General features: G+C 71.2%; 19 protein-coding genes and 1 pseudogene. 9 read left to right on the top strand and 11 right to left on the bottom strand.

Going from position 1 to position 19,182, the window contains the following annotated elements; all coding sequences use genetic code 11:
- The gene (locus tag IEV86_RS09650; RefSeq protein WP_043602223.1) at positions 1–975 is read right to left on the bottom strand and encodes an aldo/keto reductase; all 975 of its coding nucleotides are present in this window, start codon (positions 973–975) and stop codon (positions 1–3) included.
- Between the two features lie 258 nt (positions 976–1,233).
- On the opposite strand from IEV86_RS09650, the gene trhA reads away from it, so the two are divergent.
- Complete coding sequence (gene trhA / locus IEV86_RS09645) at positions 1,234–1,929, top strand: PAQR family membrane homeostasis protein TrhA (protein ID WP_043602222.1); 696 nt, start codon at positions 1,234–1,236, stop codon at positions 1,927–1,929.
- Positions 1,930–1,957: 28 nt separating this feature from the next.
- On the opposite strand, the gene IEV86_RS09640 is transcribed toward trhA, so the two are convergent.
- From IEV86_RS09640 to IEV86_RS09625, 4 genes and pseudogenes are all read right to left on the bottom strand, one after another.
- Positions 1,958–2,587, bottom strand: coding sequence for a nucleoside/nucleotide kinase family protein (locus tag IEV86_RS09640; RefSeq protein ID WP_052425773.1), 630 nt, complete (start codon positions 2,585–2,587; stop codon positions 1,958–1,960).
- Between the two features lie 146 nt (positions 2,588–2,733).
- Positions 2,734–3,537: pseudogene (locus IEV86_RS09635) on the bottom strand (ATP-binding cassette domain-containing protein); the annotation flags it as partial.
- Positions 3,534–4,586 (bottom strand): ABC transporter permease, encoded by a 1,053-nt coding sequence (locus tag IEV86_RS09630; protein ID WP_043602221.1) that lies wholly within the window; start codon positions 4,584–4,586, stop codon positions 3,534–3,536. The gene IEV86_RS09630 and the pseudogene IEV86_RS09635, both read right to left, overlap by 4 nt.
- Positions 4,587–4,741: 155 nt before the next feature.
- Complete coding sequence (locus IEV86_RS09625; protein ID WP_229734581.1) at positions 4,742–5,791, bottom strand: substrate-binding domain-containing protein; 1,050 nt, start codon at positions 5,789–5,791, stop codon at positions 4,742–4,744.
- Positions 5,792–5,915: 124 nt separating this feature from the next.
- Between IEV86_RS09625 and IEV86_RS09620 the strand changes: the two genes are divergently transcribed.
- Positions 5,916–6,950 carry a LacI family DNA-binding transcriptional regulator gene (locus IEV86_RS09620; RefSeq protein ID WP_043602219.1) on the top strand — a complete coding sequence of 345 codons (1,035 nt, stop codon included), beginning with the start codon at positions 5,916–5,918 and terminating at the stop codon, positions 6,948–6,950.
- Between the two features lie 10 nt (positions 6,951–6,960).
- Here IEV86_RS09620 and IEV86_RS09615 read toward each other — a convergent pair whose 3' ends face one another.
- The 3 genes from IEV86_RS09615 to IEV86_RS09605 all read right to left on the bottom strand — a co-directional run bounded on the left by IEV86_RS09615 (position 6,961) and on the right by IEV86_RS09605 (position 9,766).
- Complete coding sequence (locus IEV86_RS09615; RefSeq protein WP_043602217.1) at positions 6,961–7,794, bottom strand: isocitrate lyase/PEP mutase family protein; 834 nt, start codon at positions 7,792–7,794, stop codon at positions 6,961–6,963.
- Between the two features lie 153 nt (positions 7,795–7,947).
- Positions 7,948–8,898, bottom strand: coding sequence for an SDR family oxidoreductase (locus IEV86_RS09610; protein ID WP_043602216.1), 951 nt, complete (start codon positions 8,896–8,898; stop codon positions 7,948–7,950).
- Positions 8,899–8,950: 52 nt separating this feature from the next.
- Positions 8,951–9,766, bottom strand: a complete 816-nt coding sequence (locus IEV86_RS09605; RefSeq protein WP_052425772.1) for a DUF3159 domain-containing protein — start codon at positions 9,764–9,766, stop codon at positions 8,951–8,953.
- Between the two features lie 185 nt (positions 9,767–9,951).
- On the opposite strand from IEV86_RS09605, the gene IEV86_RS09600 reads away from it, so the two are divergent.
- Both IEV86_RS09600 and IEV86_RS09595 read left to right on the top strand, forming a co-directional pair.
- Positions 9,952–10,794, top strand: a complete 843-nt coding sequence (locus IEV86_RS09600) for a helix-turn-helix transcriptional regulator (RefSeq protein ID WP_043602214.1) — start codon at positions 9,952–9,954, stop codon at positions 10,792–10,794.
- A gap of 67 nt (positions 10,795–10,861) precedes the next feature.
- Complete coding sequence (locus tag IEV86_RS09595) at positions 10,862–11,827, top strand: ribokinase (protein WP_052425771.1); 966 nt, start codon at positions 10,862–10,864, stop codon at positions 11,825–11,827.
- A 48-nt stretch (positions 11,828–11,875) separates the two neighbouring features.
- Here the strand turns inward: IEV86_RS09595 and IEV86_RS09590 are convergent, their stop codons facing one another.
- Positions 11,876–12,433, bottom strand: coding sequence for a hypothetical protein (locus tag IEV86_RS09590; protein ID WP_152605521.1), 558 nt, complete (start codon positions 12,431–12,433; stop codon positions 11,876–11,878).
- A gap of 267 nt (positions 12,434–12,700) precedes the next feature.
- On the opposite strand from IEV86_RS09590, the gene IEV86_RS09585 reads away from it, so the two are divergent.
- From IEV86_RS09585 to IEV86_RS09565, 5 genes are all read left to right on the top strand, one after another.
- Positions 12,701–13,588, top strand: a complete 888-nt coding sequence (locus IEV86_RS09585) for a class I SAM-dependent methyltransferase (RefSeq protein WP_043602211.1) — start codon at positions 12,701–12,703, stop codon at positions 13,586–13,588.
- Positions 13,585–14,424, top strand: a complete 840-nt coding sequence (locus IEV86_RS09580; RefSeq protein ID WP_043602209.1) for a Rossmann-fold NAD(P)-binding domain-containing protein — start codon at positions 13,585–13,587, stop codon at positions 14,422–14,424. The genes IEV86_RS09585 and IEV86_RS09580 overlap by 4 nt, the downstream gene beginning before the upstream one ends.
- A gap of 821 nt (positions 14,425–15,245) precedes the next feature.
- The gene (locus IEV86_RS09575; RefSeq protein ID WP_043602208.1) at positions 15,246–16,001 is read left to right on the top strand and encodes a hypothetical protein; all 756 of its coding nucleotides are present in this window, start codon (positions 15,246–15,248) and stop codon (positions 15,999–16,001) included.
- 9 nt (positions 16,002–16,010) lie between these two features.
- Complete coding sequence (locus IEV86_RS09570) at positions 16,011–17,606, top strand: DUF262 domain-containing protein (RefSeq protein WP_043602206.1); 1,596 nt, start codon at positions 16,011–16,013, stop codon at positions 17,604–17,606.
- Positions 17,607–17,903: 297 nt separating this feature from the next.
- Positions 17,904–18,293 (top strand): hypothetical protein, encoded by a 390-nt coding sequence (locus tag IEV86_RS09565; RefSeq protein ID WP_043602203.1) that lies wholly within the window; start codon positions 17,904–17,906, stop codon positions 18,291–18,293.
- 111 nt (positions 18,294–18,404) lie between these two features.
- Here IEV86_RS09565 and IEV86_RS09560 read toward each other — a convergent pair whose 3' ends face one another.
- Complete coding sequence (locus tag IEV86_RS09560) at positions 18,405–18,719, bottom strand: hypothetical protein (RefSeq protein WP_043602201.1); 315 nt, start codon at positions 18,717–18,719, stop codon at positions 18,405–18,407.
- Between the two features lie 45 nt (positions 18,720–18,764).
- Positions 18,765–19,142: a hypothetical protein gene (locus IEV86_RS09555; protein WP_043602200.1), complete on the bottom strand. Its 378-nt coding sequence runs from the start codon at positions 19,140–19,142 to the stop codon at positions 18,765–18,767.
- Between the last annotated feature and the right edge of the window lie 40 nt (positions 19,143–19,182).

Genomic DNA, 19,182 nt, shown 5'->3' with positions numbered 1-19,182 from the left:
CTACTCGACGTCGGGCGCCTGGTAGAAGTTCCGCTCCCACCGGTGCCGCCGGATGACGGCCCGCTGCTCCTCGGTCAGGCGCCGGCCGTCGCTCGTCGCCGCGTTCCGCTCGACGTTGCGGACGCTGCGCATGCCGGCGATGACGGTCGAGACGGCCGGGTGGTCGAGCACGTACCGCAGCGCGACGTCGGCGAGCTCGTCCGTCGAGATGCCGAGCTCCTCGGTGAGCTCCCGCACGTGCTGCTCGACCTGCGCGGGGCGGTCGCCGCCGAAGTACCGGTTGCGGAAGTCCCCGTCCGGGAAGGTCGAGTCCGCGGTGATCCGCCCGGTCAGCCCGCCCTCGTCGAGCGCGACCCGCACGATGACGCCGACGTCGTGCTGCTGGCACGCCGGCAGGAGGTGCTCCTCGGGCTGCTGGTGGAACGCGTTGTAGATGACCTGCACGGTGTCGACCGCGCCGCTGCCGATGAGCTCGAGCGCGTTCTCCGGCTGGTAGTCGTTGATGGAGACCCCGAAGAAGCGGATCTTGCCCTCGTCGCGCAGCGCGGCGATCGTCTCGAGCCAGTCGCCCTTGCCGACCCACTCGTCGCTCCAGACGTGGAACTGGAGCAGGTCGAACGCCTCGAGCCCCGACGCCGCGAGGCTCTCCTCGAGGCTCGCCCGGATGTGCTCGCCCGGGAACGTCTCGTCCGGGTGCAGCCCCGACGGCGCGGGCCACGTCGCGTTCTTCGGCGGGACCTTGGTCGCGACGAGCACGCCGGGGTGCTCGCGGACGACGCCGCCGACGATCCGCTCGCTCTCGCCGTACCCGCGCGCGGTGTCGATGAGGTTCACCCCGAGCTCGATGGCCCGGTGCAGCGCCGCGACGGACTCGTCCTCGCGAGCCCCGACCCACTGCGACGCGCCGATCCCCCACGCGCCGTAGCCGATCTCCGACACGGACAGCCCGGTGCGACCGAGCGTGCGGTACTCCATGGTCAGCCTCTCGTCGTGCGTCGGGGTGGTGCGGGGTGCTGCGCGGGCGGGAGCCGTCGGGCGGACGGCACCTCGCTCGGTTGATCCCCGACGTTAGGTCGGGGTGGCGCGAGGGGCACCCCGAGCAGGAGGTGCTGCACGCGCTCCGGCCGGCCGCCGACGGCGGCTGGTCCCGGGTCGTCCGACGGCGGGCCTCGCTAGGCTGCACCCGAATCCCCCGCCCCAGCGCGGGCGTCCGGCGCCCCGAGGAAGGTCACCGTGGGCACGACGGAGCACGACACCACCCCGCAGCGCAGCCGCGACGGCAGCGTCCACGTCACCGACGAGCGGATCAACACGGTCACGCACCTCGCGGCGAGCTGCTTCGCCGTCGTCGGCGCGGCGCTGCTCGTCACCCAGGCCGCCGCGCAGGCCGATCCGTGGAAGATCGTCGGGTTCAGCGTCTACGGCCTGTCGGTGCTGATGCTGTTCGTCGCGAGCACGCTGCACCACGGCATCGACCGCGGCCCGCGCGTGAACGAGGTGCTCCGCACCCTGGACTACGTCTCGGTGTTCCTGCTGATCGCGGGCACCGTGACGCCGCTGGTGCTGGTCGTCTTCCGCAACGCCTACGGCTGGGCGGTGCTGGGCGCGGTGTGGGTGATCGCCGCGGTCGGGATCGCGCTGCGGTCCACGCTGCGGGAGCTGCCGAAGTACGTCACCAACACCCTGTACATCGTGCTCGGCTGGATACCGGTGCTGCTCGTGGGCGCCGGCGTACCGCTGCCGTTCGGCGCCTACGCGCTCATGGCGGCCGGCGGCCTGCTGTACTGCGTGGGCTTCGTCGTCTTCGTCGTCGAGCGGCCCAACCCGGTACCCGGCGTGCTCGGCTTCCACGAGATCTGGCACGTGCTGGTCGTGGCGGCAGCGGTGCTGCACTACCTGCTCATCTACCTGTACGTGCTGCCGCACTGACCACGCCAGTCTCCGACCCGAGCGCCGATCACCGGACGAGGAGGTCCGCCAGGTGGCTCGTCGCGGCGATGACGTCGGCGTTGCGCTGGTCCGAGCCCGTCGACCTCTCGCGCGCCTCGGCGGCGGAACGGCCGAAGCGCTCGTGCCTGGCGATGAGGCGTCGGAGTCGCTCCTCCTCGTCCGCCTCCACGTACCAGCACTCGTCCAGGAGCGGACGGACGGCCCGCCAGTCGCCGTCCTCGACGAGCAGGTAGTTGCCCTCGGTGATGACCAGCGGGACCTCTCGGGGGACGGCGACGGCACCGGCGATCGCCTCCTCCAGCGACCGGTCGAAGAAGGGGGCGTACACGACCGCCTCGTCCGCCGCGCGCAGCCGGCGCAGGAGCGCGACGTAGCCCCCTGCGTCGAACGTGTCGGGCGCGCCCTTGCGGTCGTGGCGGCCGAGTCGCCGCAGCTCGGCCTCGGCCAGGTGGAAGCCGTCCATGCCCACGAGCCGAGCGCGTGGACCGAGCGCGAGCGCCAGGGCCTCGGCGATGGTCGACTTGCCGGCTCCTGGGGCTCCCGTGATCCCCAGGATCCGGCGCCCGCCGCGGTCGGCGAGCCGCAGCGCCCGCTCCAGGAGCGCGGGGTCGAGCGCCTCGCCGGCACCCCGGCTCACGGCACGCTCCCCGCGCCCTCGCCGCCCTCCGGGTTTACCCGGTCGGCGGGCGTGGGAGGCCCGTCCGACCCGTCCGTCGACCGGGCCCGCTGCCGCCCCTGCGCGCGCTCGTCGTAGTGGCTGCGGCCCCCGACGTCTTCGGGCCGCGCCGCTCCGGTCATGATCGCGACCGCGTCGGACATGGTGTGGGTCCGTGGGCTCACGACGGCGACCCGGCTGCCGAGCCGGTGGATGTGGATGCGGTCGGCGATGTCGAAGACGTGCGGCATGTTGTGCGAGATCAGCATGACCGGCAGCCCCCGCGCGCTGATCCGCCGGATCAGGTCGAGCACCATCCCGGACTCACGGACACCCAGCGCGGCCGTGGGCTCGTCCATGATCACGAGCTTGGTGGCGAACGCGGCGGCGCGAGCGACGGCGACGCTCTGGCGCTGCCCACCGGACAGGCTCTCCACGGGCTGGCGCACGTCGGGGATCCGCACACCGAGGGCGTCGAGCTGGTGCTGCGCCTCGTCCCGCATGGCGCGCGCGTCGACCATCCTCAGGAGGCTGCCGAGCGGGCCGCTCCGCCGCAGCTCCCGCCCGAGGAACAGGTTGGAGGCGATGTCGAGCGCCGGGGCGACCGCCAGGTCCTGGTAGACCGTCTCGATCCCCAGGGCCCTGGCCTCGATCGGGGAACGGAAAGTCACCGGCTTGCCGTCCAGCAGCAGCTCGCCCTTGTCGGGCGTCACCGCACCGGACAGCGCCTTGACCAGGGTGGACTTGCCGGCGCCGTTGTCCCCGATGACCGCGAGGACCTCGCCGGGCATGAGCTCGAAGTCCGCGTCGACCATCGCGCGGACGTGGCCGTAGGACTTGGACAGCTTGCGGCCCTCGAGGACCGGGGTCCGGCCGTCGGCCTGCGGCGTCTCCGCGCCGCGGCCCTCGGTTCCTGTCGTCGTGCTGCTCATCGTGCCGCCCTCCTTCGCGACGCCTGGTCCAGGGAGACCGCGACGATGACGAGGACACCCGTGGCGAGGTCCTGGTACAGGTTGTCGATCCCCGCCTGGGTGAGTCCCGAGCGGAGGACGCCCACGATGAGGGCGCCGATGAGCGTGCCGACGACGCTGCCGCGCCCGCCGAACAGGCTCGTGCCTCCGATGACGACGGCCGTGATGCTGTCGAGGTTGGCGGTCTGGTAGGCGTTCGGGTCCGCGTTCGGGATGCGGCCCAGTGCCTGCCAGGCCGCGAGCCCGTAGAGCGCACCGGCCGCGACGTACACCGACAGGATCGTGCGGTTCACCTTGATCCCGACGAGGCGAGCCGCCTCCGGGGCGTTGCCCACCGCGTACACGTGACGGCCCCACGAGGTGCGGGCGAGGGCGAACCAGAAGACCGTGAAGACCACGAGGAGCAGCAGCGTGCCCCAGGTGATCCGCACGCCCCCGAGGGTGGTGCCCTGTCCCCAGAACCGCAGGAGCGGCTCGCTGACGGAGTAGCTCCGCGACTCGGAGTACAGGCGCGCGATCGCGTAGACGACGGTGAGCATGCCCAGGGTGACGATGAACGGTGGCAGTCCCAGCCGCGTGACGAGCAGGCCGCTGATCGCGCCGAGGACGACGGTGATGGTCAGCCCGAGGAGGAGAGCCGTCAGCGGGTTGCCGCCCTCGAAGACGAACTTGGCCATGACGATCGTGCCGAGCACCGCGATGGCGCCGTTGGCCAGGTCGATCCCCGCGGTGAGGATGATCAGGGTCTGACCGAGCGCGAGGGTCCCGATGACGATCGACTGCTGGAGGATCAGCGACGCGTTCCCCGCGGTGGCGAACGTGTCGGTCATGAGGGTGAAGAGCACGACCGCGACGAGCAGAGCGGCGAGCGGGCCGACGAGCGGGTTCCGCAGGGCCCTGCCGAGCGCCTGCCGGCGTTCGGATGCCGGTGGGGCGGCCCCGCCGGGGGGCGGGTCGGCGGCCGAGCGCCCGGGCGGTCGGGCGGCGGCGGCAGCGGTGGATTCGCTCATGGTCGGTCCTCGTTCCGTGTCGGTGTGGTTCCGTCTCGGGGCGGCGTCGTGCCGGGACGCACGACGCACCCTCACCGCCGCGGTGGGGGCGAGGGGCTCGCCTCCCACCGCGGGCGTCAGCTCCTGGCCGTGCGGTCACTGCGGGAGACCACCGGTCAGCCCCAGCAGTTCTCCAGGCCCCACGCGGTGTCCTCCGACTCGATGCCCTCGATCGGGTTGTCGGTGATGACGACGCTGCCGGTGTCGACGAAGCCCGACGGCGCCTCGCCGCCACCGGCGGCCTCGACGATCGCGTCGATGCCCTGGCGGACCATCTCGGCCGGGAACTGCATCACGGTCGCCGCGTACTTCCCGTCCGCGACGTCCTGGACCCCCTCGCACCCGCCGTCGATCGACCCGATCGTGACCTGGTCGGTCAGCCCCCGGGCCTCGATCGCCGCGTACGCACCCCGCGCCGCCGGCTCGTTGATCGTGTAGACCGCGTTGACGTCGGGGCTGCGCTGGAGCAGGTTCTCCATCGCCGTCTGCGCCGTGTTCTGGTCACCCTGGGTGTTCTCCATGCCCAGGATCGCCGGGTCACCCTCCTCCAGGCCGAAGCCCTCGAGGAACCCGTCGTGCCGGAAGGTGTCGACCGTGCCCCCCGCCGTGCCGTCGAGCATGATCAGCCGGGGCTCCTCGTCGCCGAGGACGGCCCGCACGTACGCACCCTGGAGCCGACCGGCCTCGAAGTTGTCGGTGGCGAAGGTCGCGTCGACCGCGTCCTCCGGGTCCGTCGCGGTGTCCAGGGCGATGACGACGATGCCCTGCGACCTGGCCTGCTCGATCGCGCCCAGGACGCCGCTGGAGTTGTTGGGGGTGATCATGATGCCGTCCACGCCCTGCGAGATGAGGTTCTCCATGGCCTGGACCTGACCCTCGTTGTCCCCGTCGAACTCGCCGGCGAGGGCGGTCAGTCCGACGCCCTGCTCCTGCGCGTAGTCCGTCGCCACCGTGCGCATCGTGACGAAGAAGGGGTTGGTCTCGGTCTTGGTGATCAGGCCGACGGTGACGTCGCCCTCGCTGGTGGCTTCGCCCCCGTCCGTCTCCGCCGGTGCGTCGTCGTCCGACCCGCAGGCGCCCAGCAGGCCGACCGCGGCGACCGCCGCGACCACCCCCGTCGACCATCGACGCCCACGCCCACCGCTGTTCATCCCGTTCGATCTCACGTCCCGCTCCTTTGCGTCGCCGGCGCTCCTGCTGGGCGCCATCTCCGGGTGATTTCGAGTGAAGCAGGTCACATTTCTTCCGGGCAAGCGTTTGCGCAATCGCTTGCCTGTGCATACTGGCTGCGTGGTCACCATCACGGACGTGGCACGCCGGGCTGGCGTGTCCGCCTCGACGGTGTCGCACGTCCTCAACAACACCCGCTTCGTCAGCGAGGAGGCTCGCGAGCGGGTGCTGGAGGCGATCGACACGCTCGACTACGTCCCCAACCACCAGGCGCGCTCGCTCGTGCGGTCCAAGACCCAGCAGATCGGTGTCGCGATGTCGGCGCTGACCAACCTCTACTTCGGCGAGGTCGTCCACGCCATCGAGGAGGCGACGAGCAAGGTCGGCTACACGCTCGTGCTGGCCGACACCCACGACGACCCGGCGACCGAGGCACGCGTGGTGGCCGCCCTGCGTGAGCGCCGCCTCGACGGACTCCTCCTGGCGCCGTCGTCCGGGGCCGCGAAGGTGCTGGACCGCCTGGCCCGCACCGGGCTCCCGACCGTCCTCGTGGACCGGTCCCCCGACGCCCGCTTCGACGCGGTCTGCAGCGAGAACGTCAAGCCCGTCGCCCAGCTGGTGCTGCACCTCGCCCAGCGGGGCCACCGCCGGATCGCCATGGTGGCCGGCATGGCTGGGCTGACCACCAGCGAGGAGCGCGTCACCGGCTACCGCAAGGGCCTCGCCGCCGCCGGGCTCCCGGAGGTGCCCGAGCTGATGGTCCGCGGCGGCTCCGACGCCGAGCGCACCCGCGTCGTCGTCGGCGCCCTGCTCGACCTGCCGGATCCCCCGACGGCCATCGTGGCGGCCCAGAACACGATGGTGATCGCGACGATGCGGACCCTCCAGGAGCGAGGTCTGTCGGTGCCCGGCGACATCGCCGTCGTGGGTTTCGACGACTTCGAGTGGGCCGAGGTCTTCTCACCGAGGCTCACGACCGTGGCGCAGGACGCCGGCGCGATCGGCTCCAAGGCCGTCGAGCTGCTGCTCAGGCGGATCGCCGGCAGCACGTCCCAGCCGAAGACGGTGCGGATCCCCGCCGTCGTGCAGCACCGCGAGTCCTGCGGGTGCACCCAGGCCCGCCCGGGCGGCACGCACGGCGGGTCGGGGACCTAGTCGCCCGACCTCACCGCGCCTCCCGCTCGCCGAGCAGCGCGTCCACGTTCGGCAGCCCGTCGAACCGGGTGAACGTCCCGGTGTCCGCGATCTCCCGGGCCGCCTCCAGGAAGCCGCCCCAGGCGGTGCGCGCGAGCGTCCCTCCCACGCTGATGCGCCGCACGCCCAGGGCCTCCGCCTCGGCGACGGTGATGAACGGCGCGTTGATGAGCAGGTTCACAGGCTTCGGGGCCACGGCGTCGAAGATCGCCGCGACCTGCTCGCGGGTCTGGATCCGCGGGGCGTAGAGGCAGTCGGCCCCGGCGTCGGCGTACGCGCGCAGCCTCCGGACGGTCTCGTCGAGGTCGGGCCGCCCGACGACGAAGCCCTCCGACCGGCCCGTCAGGACGACCCCGGTGCCGCTCTCGTCGATCGCCTCACGGGCGGCCCGGATGCGCTCGACGGCCAGGCCGACGTCGTGCAGGGGTGAGTCGGCGTGCCCCGTGGAGTCCTCGATCGACAGCCCCGCGACCCCCGTCGCCACGGCGAGCGTGACGTTGGCATGCACGTCCTGCGGATCGACCGCGTACCCGCCCTCGAGGTCCGCGTTGACGGGAACGCCGACGGCGCCCGCGACCTCGCGCAGGTGCTCGAGCGTCTGGTCGAGCGTCAGGTGGCCGTCGGTGCGACCGAGCGTCCAGGCGAGGCCGGCGCTCGTGGTCGCCAGGGCGCGGAAGCCGAGCTGCTCGAGCGCCCGCGCGCTCCCGACGTCCCACGGGTTCGGCATGACGAAGCACCCGGCGGCGTGGAGCTGTCGGAAGGTGGCGACCCGCTCGGCGTGGGTGCTCCCGGCCTGGCTGCTCACGGGGGGCCGCGTCGGGGAGGCACGGGGTCCATCGGACCATGCGACTCCGGAGGGGCCCGGGACGTCAAGGGCTGCGTCGGAGGCGGGTGCCGTCGAGGGGACCACGTCGACACACCAGGTCCGCCGACGTGGCCCGCCCTGACGGGTTCCGCGTCACCTCGCAGGCGTCGCCCCGACGCTCAGCCCCAAGAGCGCCTCCGTGACGCGCCAGGTGCGGTCCGCGTCCGCGGGGTCGCGCAGCGGGCGGAACAGCCGGTGCTGCACCGGACCCCCACCGAGGTGGCCAAGGCCGGCCGGCCCGTAGAGCTGCCCACCGGCCGGCCCCTGCGCGGTGGCGGCCATGAGCGCGGGGAGCGGGGCGCTGTCGATCGTGCCGAGCAGGACGCCCGCGCGGGACAGCCGGCGGATCGTCGCGATCTGCGGGGTGTCGCGGTCGCGCCCGATCTCCGGGCGCGCGACGAGCAGGCTCGTGGGCGCGACGCCGGGGTGCGAGAGGTTGCTCGTGATCCCCCAGCCGGCCGCGCGGCTGCGCCGGTCGAGCTCGAGGGCGAAGAGGCCCTGCGCGAGCTTGGACTGCGCGTACGCCTGACGACCGTCGTAGTCGCGCTCCCAGTTGAGGTCGGCCCAGTGCATCCTGCCGCTGCCGGCCGCGATGCTGATCTGGTTCGTCACCCGGGCGCGGCCCGCGGTCAGCAGCGGGAGCAGGTGCGCGACGAGCGCGGCGTGGCCGAGGTGGTTGGTCCCGAGCTGGAGCTCGAACCCGTCCTCGGTCGTCGTGCGCCCGGGCGGCGTCATGAGGCCCGCGTTGTTGACCAGCAGGTGGATGGGGTCGCCCTCGGCCCTGAGCGTCGCGCCCAGTGCGGCGACCGAGGCGAGCGACGCGAGGTCGAGGTCGCGCAGCGAGACCCGTGCGCGGGGGTGCTCCTGACGGATGCGGCCGACGGCGGCCTCGCCCTTCGCGCGGTTGCGCACGGGCAGGACGACGTCGGCGCCCGCTGCGGCGAGGCGTCGGGCGATGCCGAGGCCGATCCCGTCGCTGCCACCGGTGACGACGGCGCGCCGCCCGGTGAGGTCGGGCAGGGCGAGGTGAGGTGTGCGAGGCATGGTCGAGCTCCTTCGGGTGGGGTGGTGCGGTGGGCGGTGAGGTGCCGCGGGGTCAGCGCGGGGACGACGACGTCGCGGCGACCGCGGACGGGAGTGCCCCGGCGGGCGCGCCGTCGTCGGCGCGGCGGGCCACGACGAGCGTGACCGCGAAGTGCAGGGCGAAGGCGGTCATGGCCCCGACCTGGATCGCGGCGAGGGCGCCGGGCTCGTCGGCGAGGTAGAAGGCGACGCGTCCGACGAGGTTGGCCGACGCCATCGCGAGCCCGATCAGCGAGCTGACCACGTAGACGCGGCGCAGGGCGGGGTGGTGCACCCAGTCGCGCGGGCCGCCGGCGATGCGGTTGACCATGAGGCCCGCGAGCGGACGCCCGGCGGCGAACGCCACGAGGTACGCGACGACGAAGACCGCCGGGAGCGCCATCGTCGGCAGGAAGAACGCACGCGCCTCCCCCGCGAGCGCCGCGACCGTGGCGCAGACCGCGGCGACGACGACGCCCCCGACGGCGGCGCCGGTCGGCTCGCGCCGGGCGACCCGGACCGTGGCGCCGGCCAGGGCGGTGATGCCGAGTGCGACGACGGCCGGGCCGAGGCCCGCGGCGGCGTCCGTGGCGACGAAGGCGACGACCGGGGCCGTGGCGACGGCCAGCCCGACCGGGCCGCCGACCCGCTCGAGGGTCCGCCGGGCGGCGGCCCGGGCGGCCGACTCCGGTGCGAGGTCCGGCATCCCGAGGACCCGGCGCGCGGTGGTGCTCGCGCTCGGGTGCCTCGGGTGCGGGGTGGTCGGGGCGGACGTGGTGGGGCCGGGTGCGGCGGTGGGCGTGCCGAGGTGCTGGTGCCGTCGAGCGTCGACGGCCGGGTGCTGGCTCATGGGCTTCTCCTCATCGGTCGGTCGTGACGTACCGCCAGCGTGGGAGGGTTCGCCGGTCGCAACCAGGGCCTGCCGATCCACCCCTTCGGCCCGCTGGACGGGGGGATCAGCAGGCCGTGGCTCCGCGTTCCGGACCCCGGTAGGAAGGGGGCACCGGACGGACGAGCGGGACGGGTGGGCATCGGATGATCGACAGGGCAGGGCTCGCGGAGTTCCTCCGCAGCCGACGCGAGGCGCTGCAGCCCGAGGACGTCGGGCTCCCGCGCGGACGCCGTCGTCGGACCGCGGGGCTGCGCCGGGAGGAGGTCGCGGCGCTGTGCACCATGTCGACGGACTACTACGCCCGGCTCGAGCGCGAGCGCGGGCCGCGGCCGTCGGAGCAGATGCTCGCCGCCATCGCGCAGGGCCTGCACCTCACGCTCGACGAGCGCGACCACCTCTTCCGGCTCGTCGGCCACCAGCCGCCACCGCGCGGGGCGCTCAGCGAGCACATCAGCCCCGGACTCCTGCGCATCCTCGACCGGCTCGGCGACACGGCCGCCGAGGTCGTCACCGAGCTCGGCGAGACGCTGCGCCAGACGCCCCTGGGCGTCGCGCTCACGGGCGACGCGACGGGCTGGACCGGACCGTCGCGCAGCATCGGCTACCGCTGGTTCACCGACCCCGAGAGCCGCCGGCTGTACCACCCGGACGACCACGCGCACCTGTCACGCGTGTACGCCTCCAGCCTGAGGCGGGTCGTCACGCTGCGCGGTCCCGGCTCGCGCGCGGCCCGCCTCGCCGACGACGCGCTCGCACGCAGCGAGGAGCTGCGCCGGCTGTGGGAGACGCACGAGGTGGGCGTGCGCGTCGACGACGTCAAGCGGTTCGTCCACCCGGAGGTCGGCGACCTCGAGCTGCACTGCCAGACGCTGCTCGACCCCCAGCAGTCGCACCTGCTGCTCGTCTACACGGCTGTGCCCGGGACCGAGAGCCACGAGAAGATGCAGCTGCTGGGGATGGTGGCGCCGCGAGGGGTCGGGGCATGAACTCGAGCGGCGGCCCGCCGCTCGACCCACAGGCCAGCCGGATCCCGACCCGAACCGGGAGGTCTTCATGAGGACAGCACGAGTTGTCGTCGTCGGGTCGGCCAATGCGGACGTCGTCGTCGACGTCGACCACCGCCCGGCTGACGGCGAGACCGTGCTCGGGTCCGACGCCGTCGTGAGCCCCGGTGGCAAGGGCGCGAACCAGGCGGTGGCGGCTGGGCGGCTCGGCGGACACGTGGCCTTCGTCGGGTGCGTCGGCGACGACGCACACGGCCGGATGCTGCGGACCTCGATCAGCGAGGCGGGCGTCGACGTCAGCGCGCTCCGGACCGTCCAGGCCCCCACCGGCACCGCCATCATCCTCATCACGCCCGACGGGGAGAACTCGATCGTCGTCGCGCCGGGAGCCAACCGGCTGGTGGACGAGACGATGATCGACCAGGTGACATGGGCAGCGGGTGACGTGCTCGTCGTCCAGCTCGAGATCCCGTTGCCGACGGTCGAGCACGCCGTCCGCCGCGCGCGGCGGGCCGACGTGCGTGTCGTGGTCAACGCGGCCCCCGCAGCACTGCTCCCGGCGCCGGTGCTCGAGGCCGCCGACCCCCTCGTGGTGAACGAGTCCGAGGCAGCGCTGCTCGTCAGCGGCTCGACCGCGCCCAGCACGCAGGTACCCGTCCCGGGCCCGGCCTCCGACACCGTCCGCCGGCTGCTCGAGCTCGGGCCTCGATCAGTGGTCCTCACCCTCGGCGCACAGGGGGCCGTCCTCGGCCGACGCGACCCGGCAGGCGCCGTCGTCCTCACGCACGTGGAGGCACGGGAGGTGACGGCCATCGACACCACGGGCGCCGGAGACGCCTTCGTCGGTGCCCTGGCGCTGGGTCTGGCCGAGGACGCACCCCTCGACGGGGCGGTCGTCCGGGCGACCGATGTCGCCGCCTGTGCCGTCGGGCGCAGAGGAGCGCAGGACTCCTACCCCACCAGCGACGAGCTCTCCGCGATGACGAGGTCAGCGCCGCGCGTCAGGGACGCCTGAACAGCGAGCTCAGGCGTCGATCCAGGCGCCGGCCCAGGCGCCCCCAGGTCAGGGCCGGTCCGCGACGTGCTCGAGCCACACCCGACCGGTCCACAGCTCCATGCGTCCCGGCTGGTTCGGCGACGGGTACATGCCGGGAGGGTCGACGCCGCGGTCCGGCGCGCGGAGCACCCGGCCGTCGCGGTGGTCGAGCTGCCACGTCCCCCGGTAGTCCCAGGCGGCGCGCATCTCCCCCGACAGGGTCAGCGGCCCCTCGCCGCACCAGAAGCCGCCGAACTGCAGGGTGAGGGTGGTGTACCCCTGCTGGAGCTCGGCGACCGACTGGCGCCCGACGCGCGGGAGGGCCAGCAGCAGGACGACGAGGAACACGAGCGCCAGCGCGCCCAGCACCCCGGCCGTGGCCGGCCCGTGCAGGGCGGAGCGGTCGACGACCCCGGCGACGACGCCGAGCACGAGCGACCCTCCCAGGGCGAGCGCGATGAAGCGGTGCATGAGCGAGCGCGCCGTCGGCTGCACCGACAGGGCGGGCGGGTGCTCGGGGACTCGGGGCAGCAGTCCGGCGGCCGCCGCCTCGGCGTACCCGGGCACCTGCCTCGGATGCGGCACCCGCCCACCCGCGCGTGTGCTCACCGGGCGCACGCGGGCCGGATCGACACCACGGCACGTCGGCGAGGGAGCAGGCGCATGGGGACATGCTCCACGTCGACGACCGCCATGTCCCGCACGGTCCCCCGAGTGGGCGTCTCACGCCGCCTCGGACGGTGGTGGCGACGCGGTCACCCCGTGCGTGCGCGATCACCCCGGCCGCCTGGAGGAACCACCCCGGCTCTGGCCCCGGTCGTCGGGGCAGGGGCGCTGCTAGCGTCCCGAGACGTGTCCGACGACGACTACCTGGAGCTGAACCGCACCAACTGGGACAGCCGCGCGTCGGTGCACGCGCGGGGCTACGGGATCGACAGGTTGCTGGCCGACCGGACGGCGTTGTCCGACGTCGTCTCATTCGACCGCCCGCGGCTCGGTGACATCGCCGGCCTGGACGTCGTGCACCTGCAGTGCCACATCGGCACCGACACCCTCAGTCTCGCTCGCCTCGGCGCGCGGGTGACCGGCGTCGACCTGTCGGCCAGGTCGCTCGACGAGGCGCGGAACCTGGCGCAGCGCGCCGGGGCCGACATCGAGTACGTCCAGTCGGACGTCTACGCGGCGCCCGAGGCGCTCGGCGGCCGGCAGTTCGACCTCGTCTACACCGGCATCGGAGCCATCTGCTGGCTGCCGAGCATCCGGCGGTGGGCGCAGACGGTCGCCGCCCTGCTGCGCCCGGGCGGCCGGCTGTTCATCCGCGACGGCCACCCGGTGCTGAACTCCGCCCTCGCGATGACCGTCGGCGCCGAGCACGCCGACCGCGAGCAGCAGCCGTGGATCACCGGACCCGGAGGGCTGACGCTCGCGCTCGAGCTGCCGTACTTCGAGCAGCAGGAGCCGCTGGTCTGGAGCGAGGAGGACACCTACGCGGGTGACGGCAAGGTCGCCCAGCCGCGCTCGATGGAGTGGAACCACGGGCTCGGCGAGATCGTCACCGCGGTGCTCGACGCGGGCCTGGAGCTGACGTCGTTGGTCGAGCACGACAGCGTCCCGTGGGACGCGCTGCCGGGGTTCATGGTGCTCGACGAGGACGTCGACGAGTACCGCCTGCGCGAGCGCCCGGAACGCCTGCCGGCCACCTTCACGCTGACCGCTCGACGGCGCCAGGAGTTCTCGTGACCCGTGTGCTGGTGACCGGCGTCCGCGGCAAGACCGGTGCTCCCCTGGCGCAGCTGCTCGTCGCCCGGCCGGGTCTCGACGTGCTCGGCGGCAGCAGCGACCCGACGACGGTGACGCTCGAGGGCGTGCAGCCCACGGCCTTCTCCTGGGACGACGCGTCCACCTGGGCGGCCGCGACCCACGGCGTCGACGCGGTGTACGTCGTGCGGCCGGATCGCGCGGACGCACCCGAGCTGATCGGCGCACTGCTCACCGCCCTGGCGCCCGAGACCCGTGTCGTGCTGCTGTCCGAGCGGAACGCCGACTCCCTCGGGCCTGGTGGCTGGGCCGCGCGCACCGAGCACGTGGTGCGCGCCGGCGATCGGCCGTGGACGGTCCTGCGGCCGAGCTGGTTCATGCAGGTGCTGACGGACCAGCGCTTCTTCCTCGGCCCGGTCGTCGAGGAGGGAGAGCTCGCCTTCTCCAGCGGCGGAGCGAGCCTGGCGTGGATCGACGCGCGGGACATCGCCGCGGTGGCCGAGCGGGCACTGCTCGACGACGGTCACGAGGGGCAGGTCTACGAGCTCACCGGACCGGAGTCGCTCACGCTGTCGCAGGTCGCGGACCAGCTCTCGACCGCCGCCGGTCATCGCGTGACCCACCGGGAGATCACCATCGACGAGGCCCTCGACGGCCTCAGCGGGTTCGAGCGTGACCTCACGCTGTGGACCTTCGAGCGTGTGCACGCCGGCAGCTTCACACCAGTGACCGACACCGTCGAGCGCGTGACGGGTCGCCGTGCCCGGACCCTCGAGGCGTTCCTCGCGGACTCGGCCACGGAGCTGCGGCGCGGGTGACCCTGCGTGTCTGCGGACGGCGCCGAGCTCCGGCCACGACCCCCGGCGAGAACGCTGACGGCTGGCGGTGGTCAGCCGGTGGTGGATCGTCCTGACCCAGTCACGCCAGGCGGCGTGATCCTCGCGACCGAGTCGGGAGACGGCCCGCTCACCTACGACGCTCCGGGCGCCGCAGGATGATCGAGGTACCGACACCCGCTTTAGGAGTTCGATCTTGGTTCAAGGACAACTCTCTGACGTGGGAAAATACATGCGGGTAGTTCTCGTAGTGACGCCGTTCCGGGGACCCCGCTGACCACGCGCTGACCACGAGGGCTTCGAGCCGCGCTGTCGACGGCCCCGGCCCGGACCCACTAGTAAGACGCTCACTTAGCAGCGTCGTTGTGGATCAGACCAGATCGGACCGGACGGCACCTCGCTACGCAACGTCGACACGACGCTGACGGTCCGCACGAGGGACGACCTGCCGCTTGCTGCCCTAGGGAGCATCCGTCAAGGCCTGAGCCGGCGAGCGCGTGGTTCGCACCCACGCTGACCACGCGCCCTTGACCGACTGCACCAACCACAGGGACGGACGTTTCACACCAGACCAACACCTTGCGCCCCGAAGCGCCCAACCAGCCGCGCACGATCGGCACCGCGTAGAGCTTCGGCGGCGCGGGTCGGGACCGGACGGGCCCCGGACCGCCACGAGAACCCGGAGCAAGTGGCGCGACCGCTTGGTGCGCTAGCCTCGGCCATCACGTGCGGGTGACCATTGGACGAGGGATGATCGCGGGAAGGTCGCGTCAATGAATCATCGTCGCATATCGCGACCGACAATGATAATAATCGCGGGCGTCGTCGTCTTCGCCTCCACCGTTGCCCTCATCATCGGAACGACAGTCGCCACAGACACAGCGGCGCTACTACTGCAGAACTTCGGCGCCGTCCTTCTGAGCATTGGCCTAATCTCTATCGCATACGACTTATTCGTGCGCGAATCTTATACCGCCGAACTATTCGACCTGACTAACACCGCCCAATCACTTCGCAACCTTGGCCTCCTGGACGCTACCGTCGAAACCGCTGTAGACTGGGAGCGCATCTTTCGCGGCACTCACTCGATCAAGGTGGTAGTGGCAGCTGGGGACCGGATGGTAAGTCTGTGGCCGGAGATTCTCGCTGCCACGAGCGGTCGGCCAATCACTATCGACTGCGTCGTCAATGATCCGAAAGGGCCCCACGCCACCGAAGTGGCGGATATGCGCGGGGCCAGTATCGATGAGAGTCAGGCGCAACTCAGTTCACAGCGGCGCGCCATCGAGAAGCTCTGGGATGCGTACGCCCGAGATGCATCGACTTGCAAAGGGTCGAGGATCCGGCTCGCATACGCCGAACAGACTATCGCCTACGAGTATATTCACACAGACAGCGCGGTGGTGATCCTGCTAGATCGCGCACTCACGCGAAAGTTGGGCGAGAAGCGCATAGCCCTCGTGATGGACCCCGCCCACACGCGGCCACCCGCCGAATGGTGGTACTCACAGTTCAACGAACGGCCGGGTGCGACGGTTTTTGAAGGCGAGGTGAAGTAGTTGCGTGGCATGCACATCAGGGCAGAATTGATCGACTTGCGGCGCCTGCTCGACTTCGTCGAGGCCGGAGAAATTGTGCTCCCTGGGTTTCAACGCGACTACGACTGGTCACCGGCCGCCGTGAAATCTCTCCTCACGAGCATGCTCCTCGGGTGGCCCTCCGGCACGTTGATGTTCACCGAGTACAACGCCGCAGCAAAAGAGGAATTGAACCCTCGGCCATTCGACGGCGCAGAGAGGCTCGCTGATGCGCCTCATTACGTAGTTCTGGATGGGCAGCAGCGCTTGACCAGCCTGTTCCACGCCGTGCGAGGGCGCGGTGACTATAGGTACGCGATTCGCTGGGACCTAAAAATCGAGGGTGCTGGCCGTGACGAGATCGAGGACGCTCTCCTGGTCATCCCAACCGAGAAGTGGCTAAAAGACGCACAGGAGCCATCCTACCAAGTACGAGAGCGGATCATTCCAATCAGTGCTATGGACTCGCCGGCGTCGTACTTCCAGTGGCGCTCAGCCCTCGAGGCGACCGGCCTAATGTCGGACAGTTCGCTCGAGGAGCTCACAGAGTTCTTCCGAAACGTCGCTAACCGCCTCGCCGAGTATCGATACACGGTCACCGTCCTGGATCGGTCCGTCCCACCGGTGGAGTTGGCACAAATATTTGAGATCACGAACCGGACCGGCCTGCGGCTGGGTACGTTCGACCTGATGGTCGCCCGCATCTCCACTCCCGCTTGGAGTTTGCGGGATGCCTGGGACGAGGCGAGGGGGGCATCGCCCGATCTCGCGGGTTGGCTAGGAGACGACGCAACGCCATTGCTTCAGGCAATTGCGCTGAACACCGCTGCTGACGTAAGACAGTCGGCGGTACTGCGGCTCCAAACCGAGGATATCGCCCCCCGCTGGGACGAATCGCTAGGCGCCATGCGCCGCGCCATTGCATTCTTCCGTCAGCGATGCGGCGTGGCCACGCCGGCGTACCTTCCATACGGCGCGATGCTGCCAGCAGTTGCGGCCTTATTCATGCGCGAAGAAGGTAGCAGGGGAACCGAGGAGTCGCTTCGGTCATGGTTCTTCGGGACCGGCTTTGGGCTTGGTTACGATGTCGCGTCGAACACTCGGGTCGTGTCTGACTACGGCAGTTTGGTGAGCGGCTCTTTCGAACCGCGCACAGTTAGTCTCGAGGGACTGCTCGAATCTACCCGTCGAAGCCAAGGTGCGATTTGGCGCACCTTCCTGTGTAGCCTCCTCCTCAATGTTCAACAAAGCGGAAGCGACAGCGATCTTGGCCGGTCGGACCATCCCGACGGCCCGTTGATCCCGCGCAGCTTGTTCGGCCGAGGTTGGTCCAGCGAGCCTTCCGCGCCCCATTTGCGAGTACTGAGCTTCGCACTCACAAGGCGGGACCTAAGTGCTGCTGCCGCCCGAGGCGCCCTGTTGGCACACCGCGATCTCGCAGCTTCACAGTTCCTTCCGAGTCAGATGCCTTCGCCTACGGCAACGCCCGAGGAGTTCGAGGAGTTCTTCGTCTATCGGCTCCAGGCCTTGCTTAACTTCTTGGGAGAGTGGGTGCAAGTGCGCCGAGAGGCAGAGAGGCTCCAGTAGTCGCACGTTCAGACAGTGTCCGCATCGGCAGGGTCACACCGAGTGACACCGTCCGTGCGGATCGGGTGCTTGCAGGTGCCGTTGCGATGGGCATGCCTAGAAGCGCGGCACCGGGCGAACCGCGACACCTCCAGCGAACCCGACGACTTGCATCATCGGATGCAAGAAGAGTCGTCGCCGTCATCGGCTCCTGCGCCCAGGGCTCCAGCCCGAACGGGCGCGGTGACGACGGCCCACCGAGCCTGCGGGGGCTGAGGGTCTCTTGAAGGGGCCAGCGCTGGATGGAACGCTCCGGGCATGAGCTTCGACGTGTTCGCGCAGCGGTTCGTCGGCGGGGAGCCGGCCGAGGCGGAGAACGGTGTGCTGAGCGAGCTTCTTGCCCCACACCTGATGCGGGTCGAGTCGGAGTCCGACTTCGCCGAGCTGCACTTCGACGACGGGACTGCCGACTTCTACGGGGTCGCCGAGCCGGGCACCGGTTTCATGGTGAACCACGTCAGCGGGCAGTTGGCCTGGGAGTTGTTCGTCCGGATGGCGTCAGCCGGCGACATGGCCCTGATGGCCCCTGGCGTGCCGACGATGATCTTTAGCGAGGAGGTGCGGCAGCACCTGCCTGAAGGCCTGGCAGAGGACGCGGTCGTCCTCAGTTCCGGCGCGGACATCCTGCGGACCTTCGCCAACGCCTGAGCCACTATGGCGTCGCAGGTCCTCACATGTGCGAACTCAGCCCGCGGCCGCGCCGGCTCCCGGGAGGCGCGGCACTCCTCGGCGTCAGCGTGGCCTGGCGGCCTCACAAAGCTACGCGGTTAAACGGGATGCGTTGGCTTGGCGAGCGGGCTTCCGCCAGCAGGGCCTCGGGATCTCACCTACGTGGTTCCCGAGCTCGTCGCGGATGACCTTCGTGCGCGTGGCCGCGTTCCAGCGGACGACGAACCTGCCGCGGCGACCGTAGAGCTCCATGAGGTAGTCCGCAGCGCAGTTGACCTCCTCGGTCTTGCGCGCGATATCCGCGTGGCGCGAGCGCTCGTACTCGCCGATGACCGTCCCGTCCATGGTGATCTCGAGGCGAAAGAGCGTGTCGGAGATCGGCTGAGCTTCAACGACGAGGGGCATGGGGCTCCGATCAGTCGAGCTGGACGGTTGGCCGGACCCTAGCGCTCAAAGCCCCGGCGGGTCAGCCCTCGCGTGAGAGCAGACGACCCATCTGGCGCCTAGCGACCTGGGCATCCCAGGACGGCCGCTCTCGTCGACCAGTTCGTGCGGGAGGTCGTCACCAAGCACCTCGAGGATCGCCCGCGCCACCTCAGCGCCAACCAGTTGCGGCGACGCCACCTCCGTCGAGAAGGGCCCCTTGGTTGCGTCGACGACCGCGATCCAGCGCGTTGGTTCGATCGGGAACACCTCGACCGTCAGCGCGGGCACGAGCCAATCGTCCTCCACCCAGCCCGCCTGCGTTAGCGGCTGAGGTTGGTAGGCCCGCTGGCACACCTCTTCCTGAACGCCGTCGCGGCGGCAGGTGCGCATCTTCTCCCTCACCGCCGCACACCTGCAGGTAGCGACGGCGTCGCGAGGGGAG

Source organism: Cellulomonas carbonis (assembly GCF_014636275.1).
GTDB classification, from domain to species: Bacteria; Actinomycetota; Actinomycetes; order Actinomycetales; family Cellulomonadaceae; genus Actinotalea; species Actinotalea carbonis.
The sequence above is the reverse complement of the archived record's forward strand: the minus strand, read 5'-3'. Positions and strand labels throughout refer to the sequence as shown.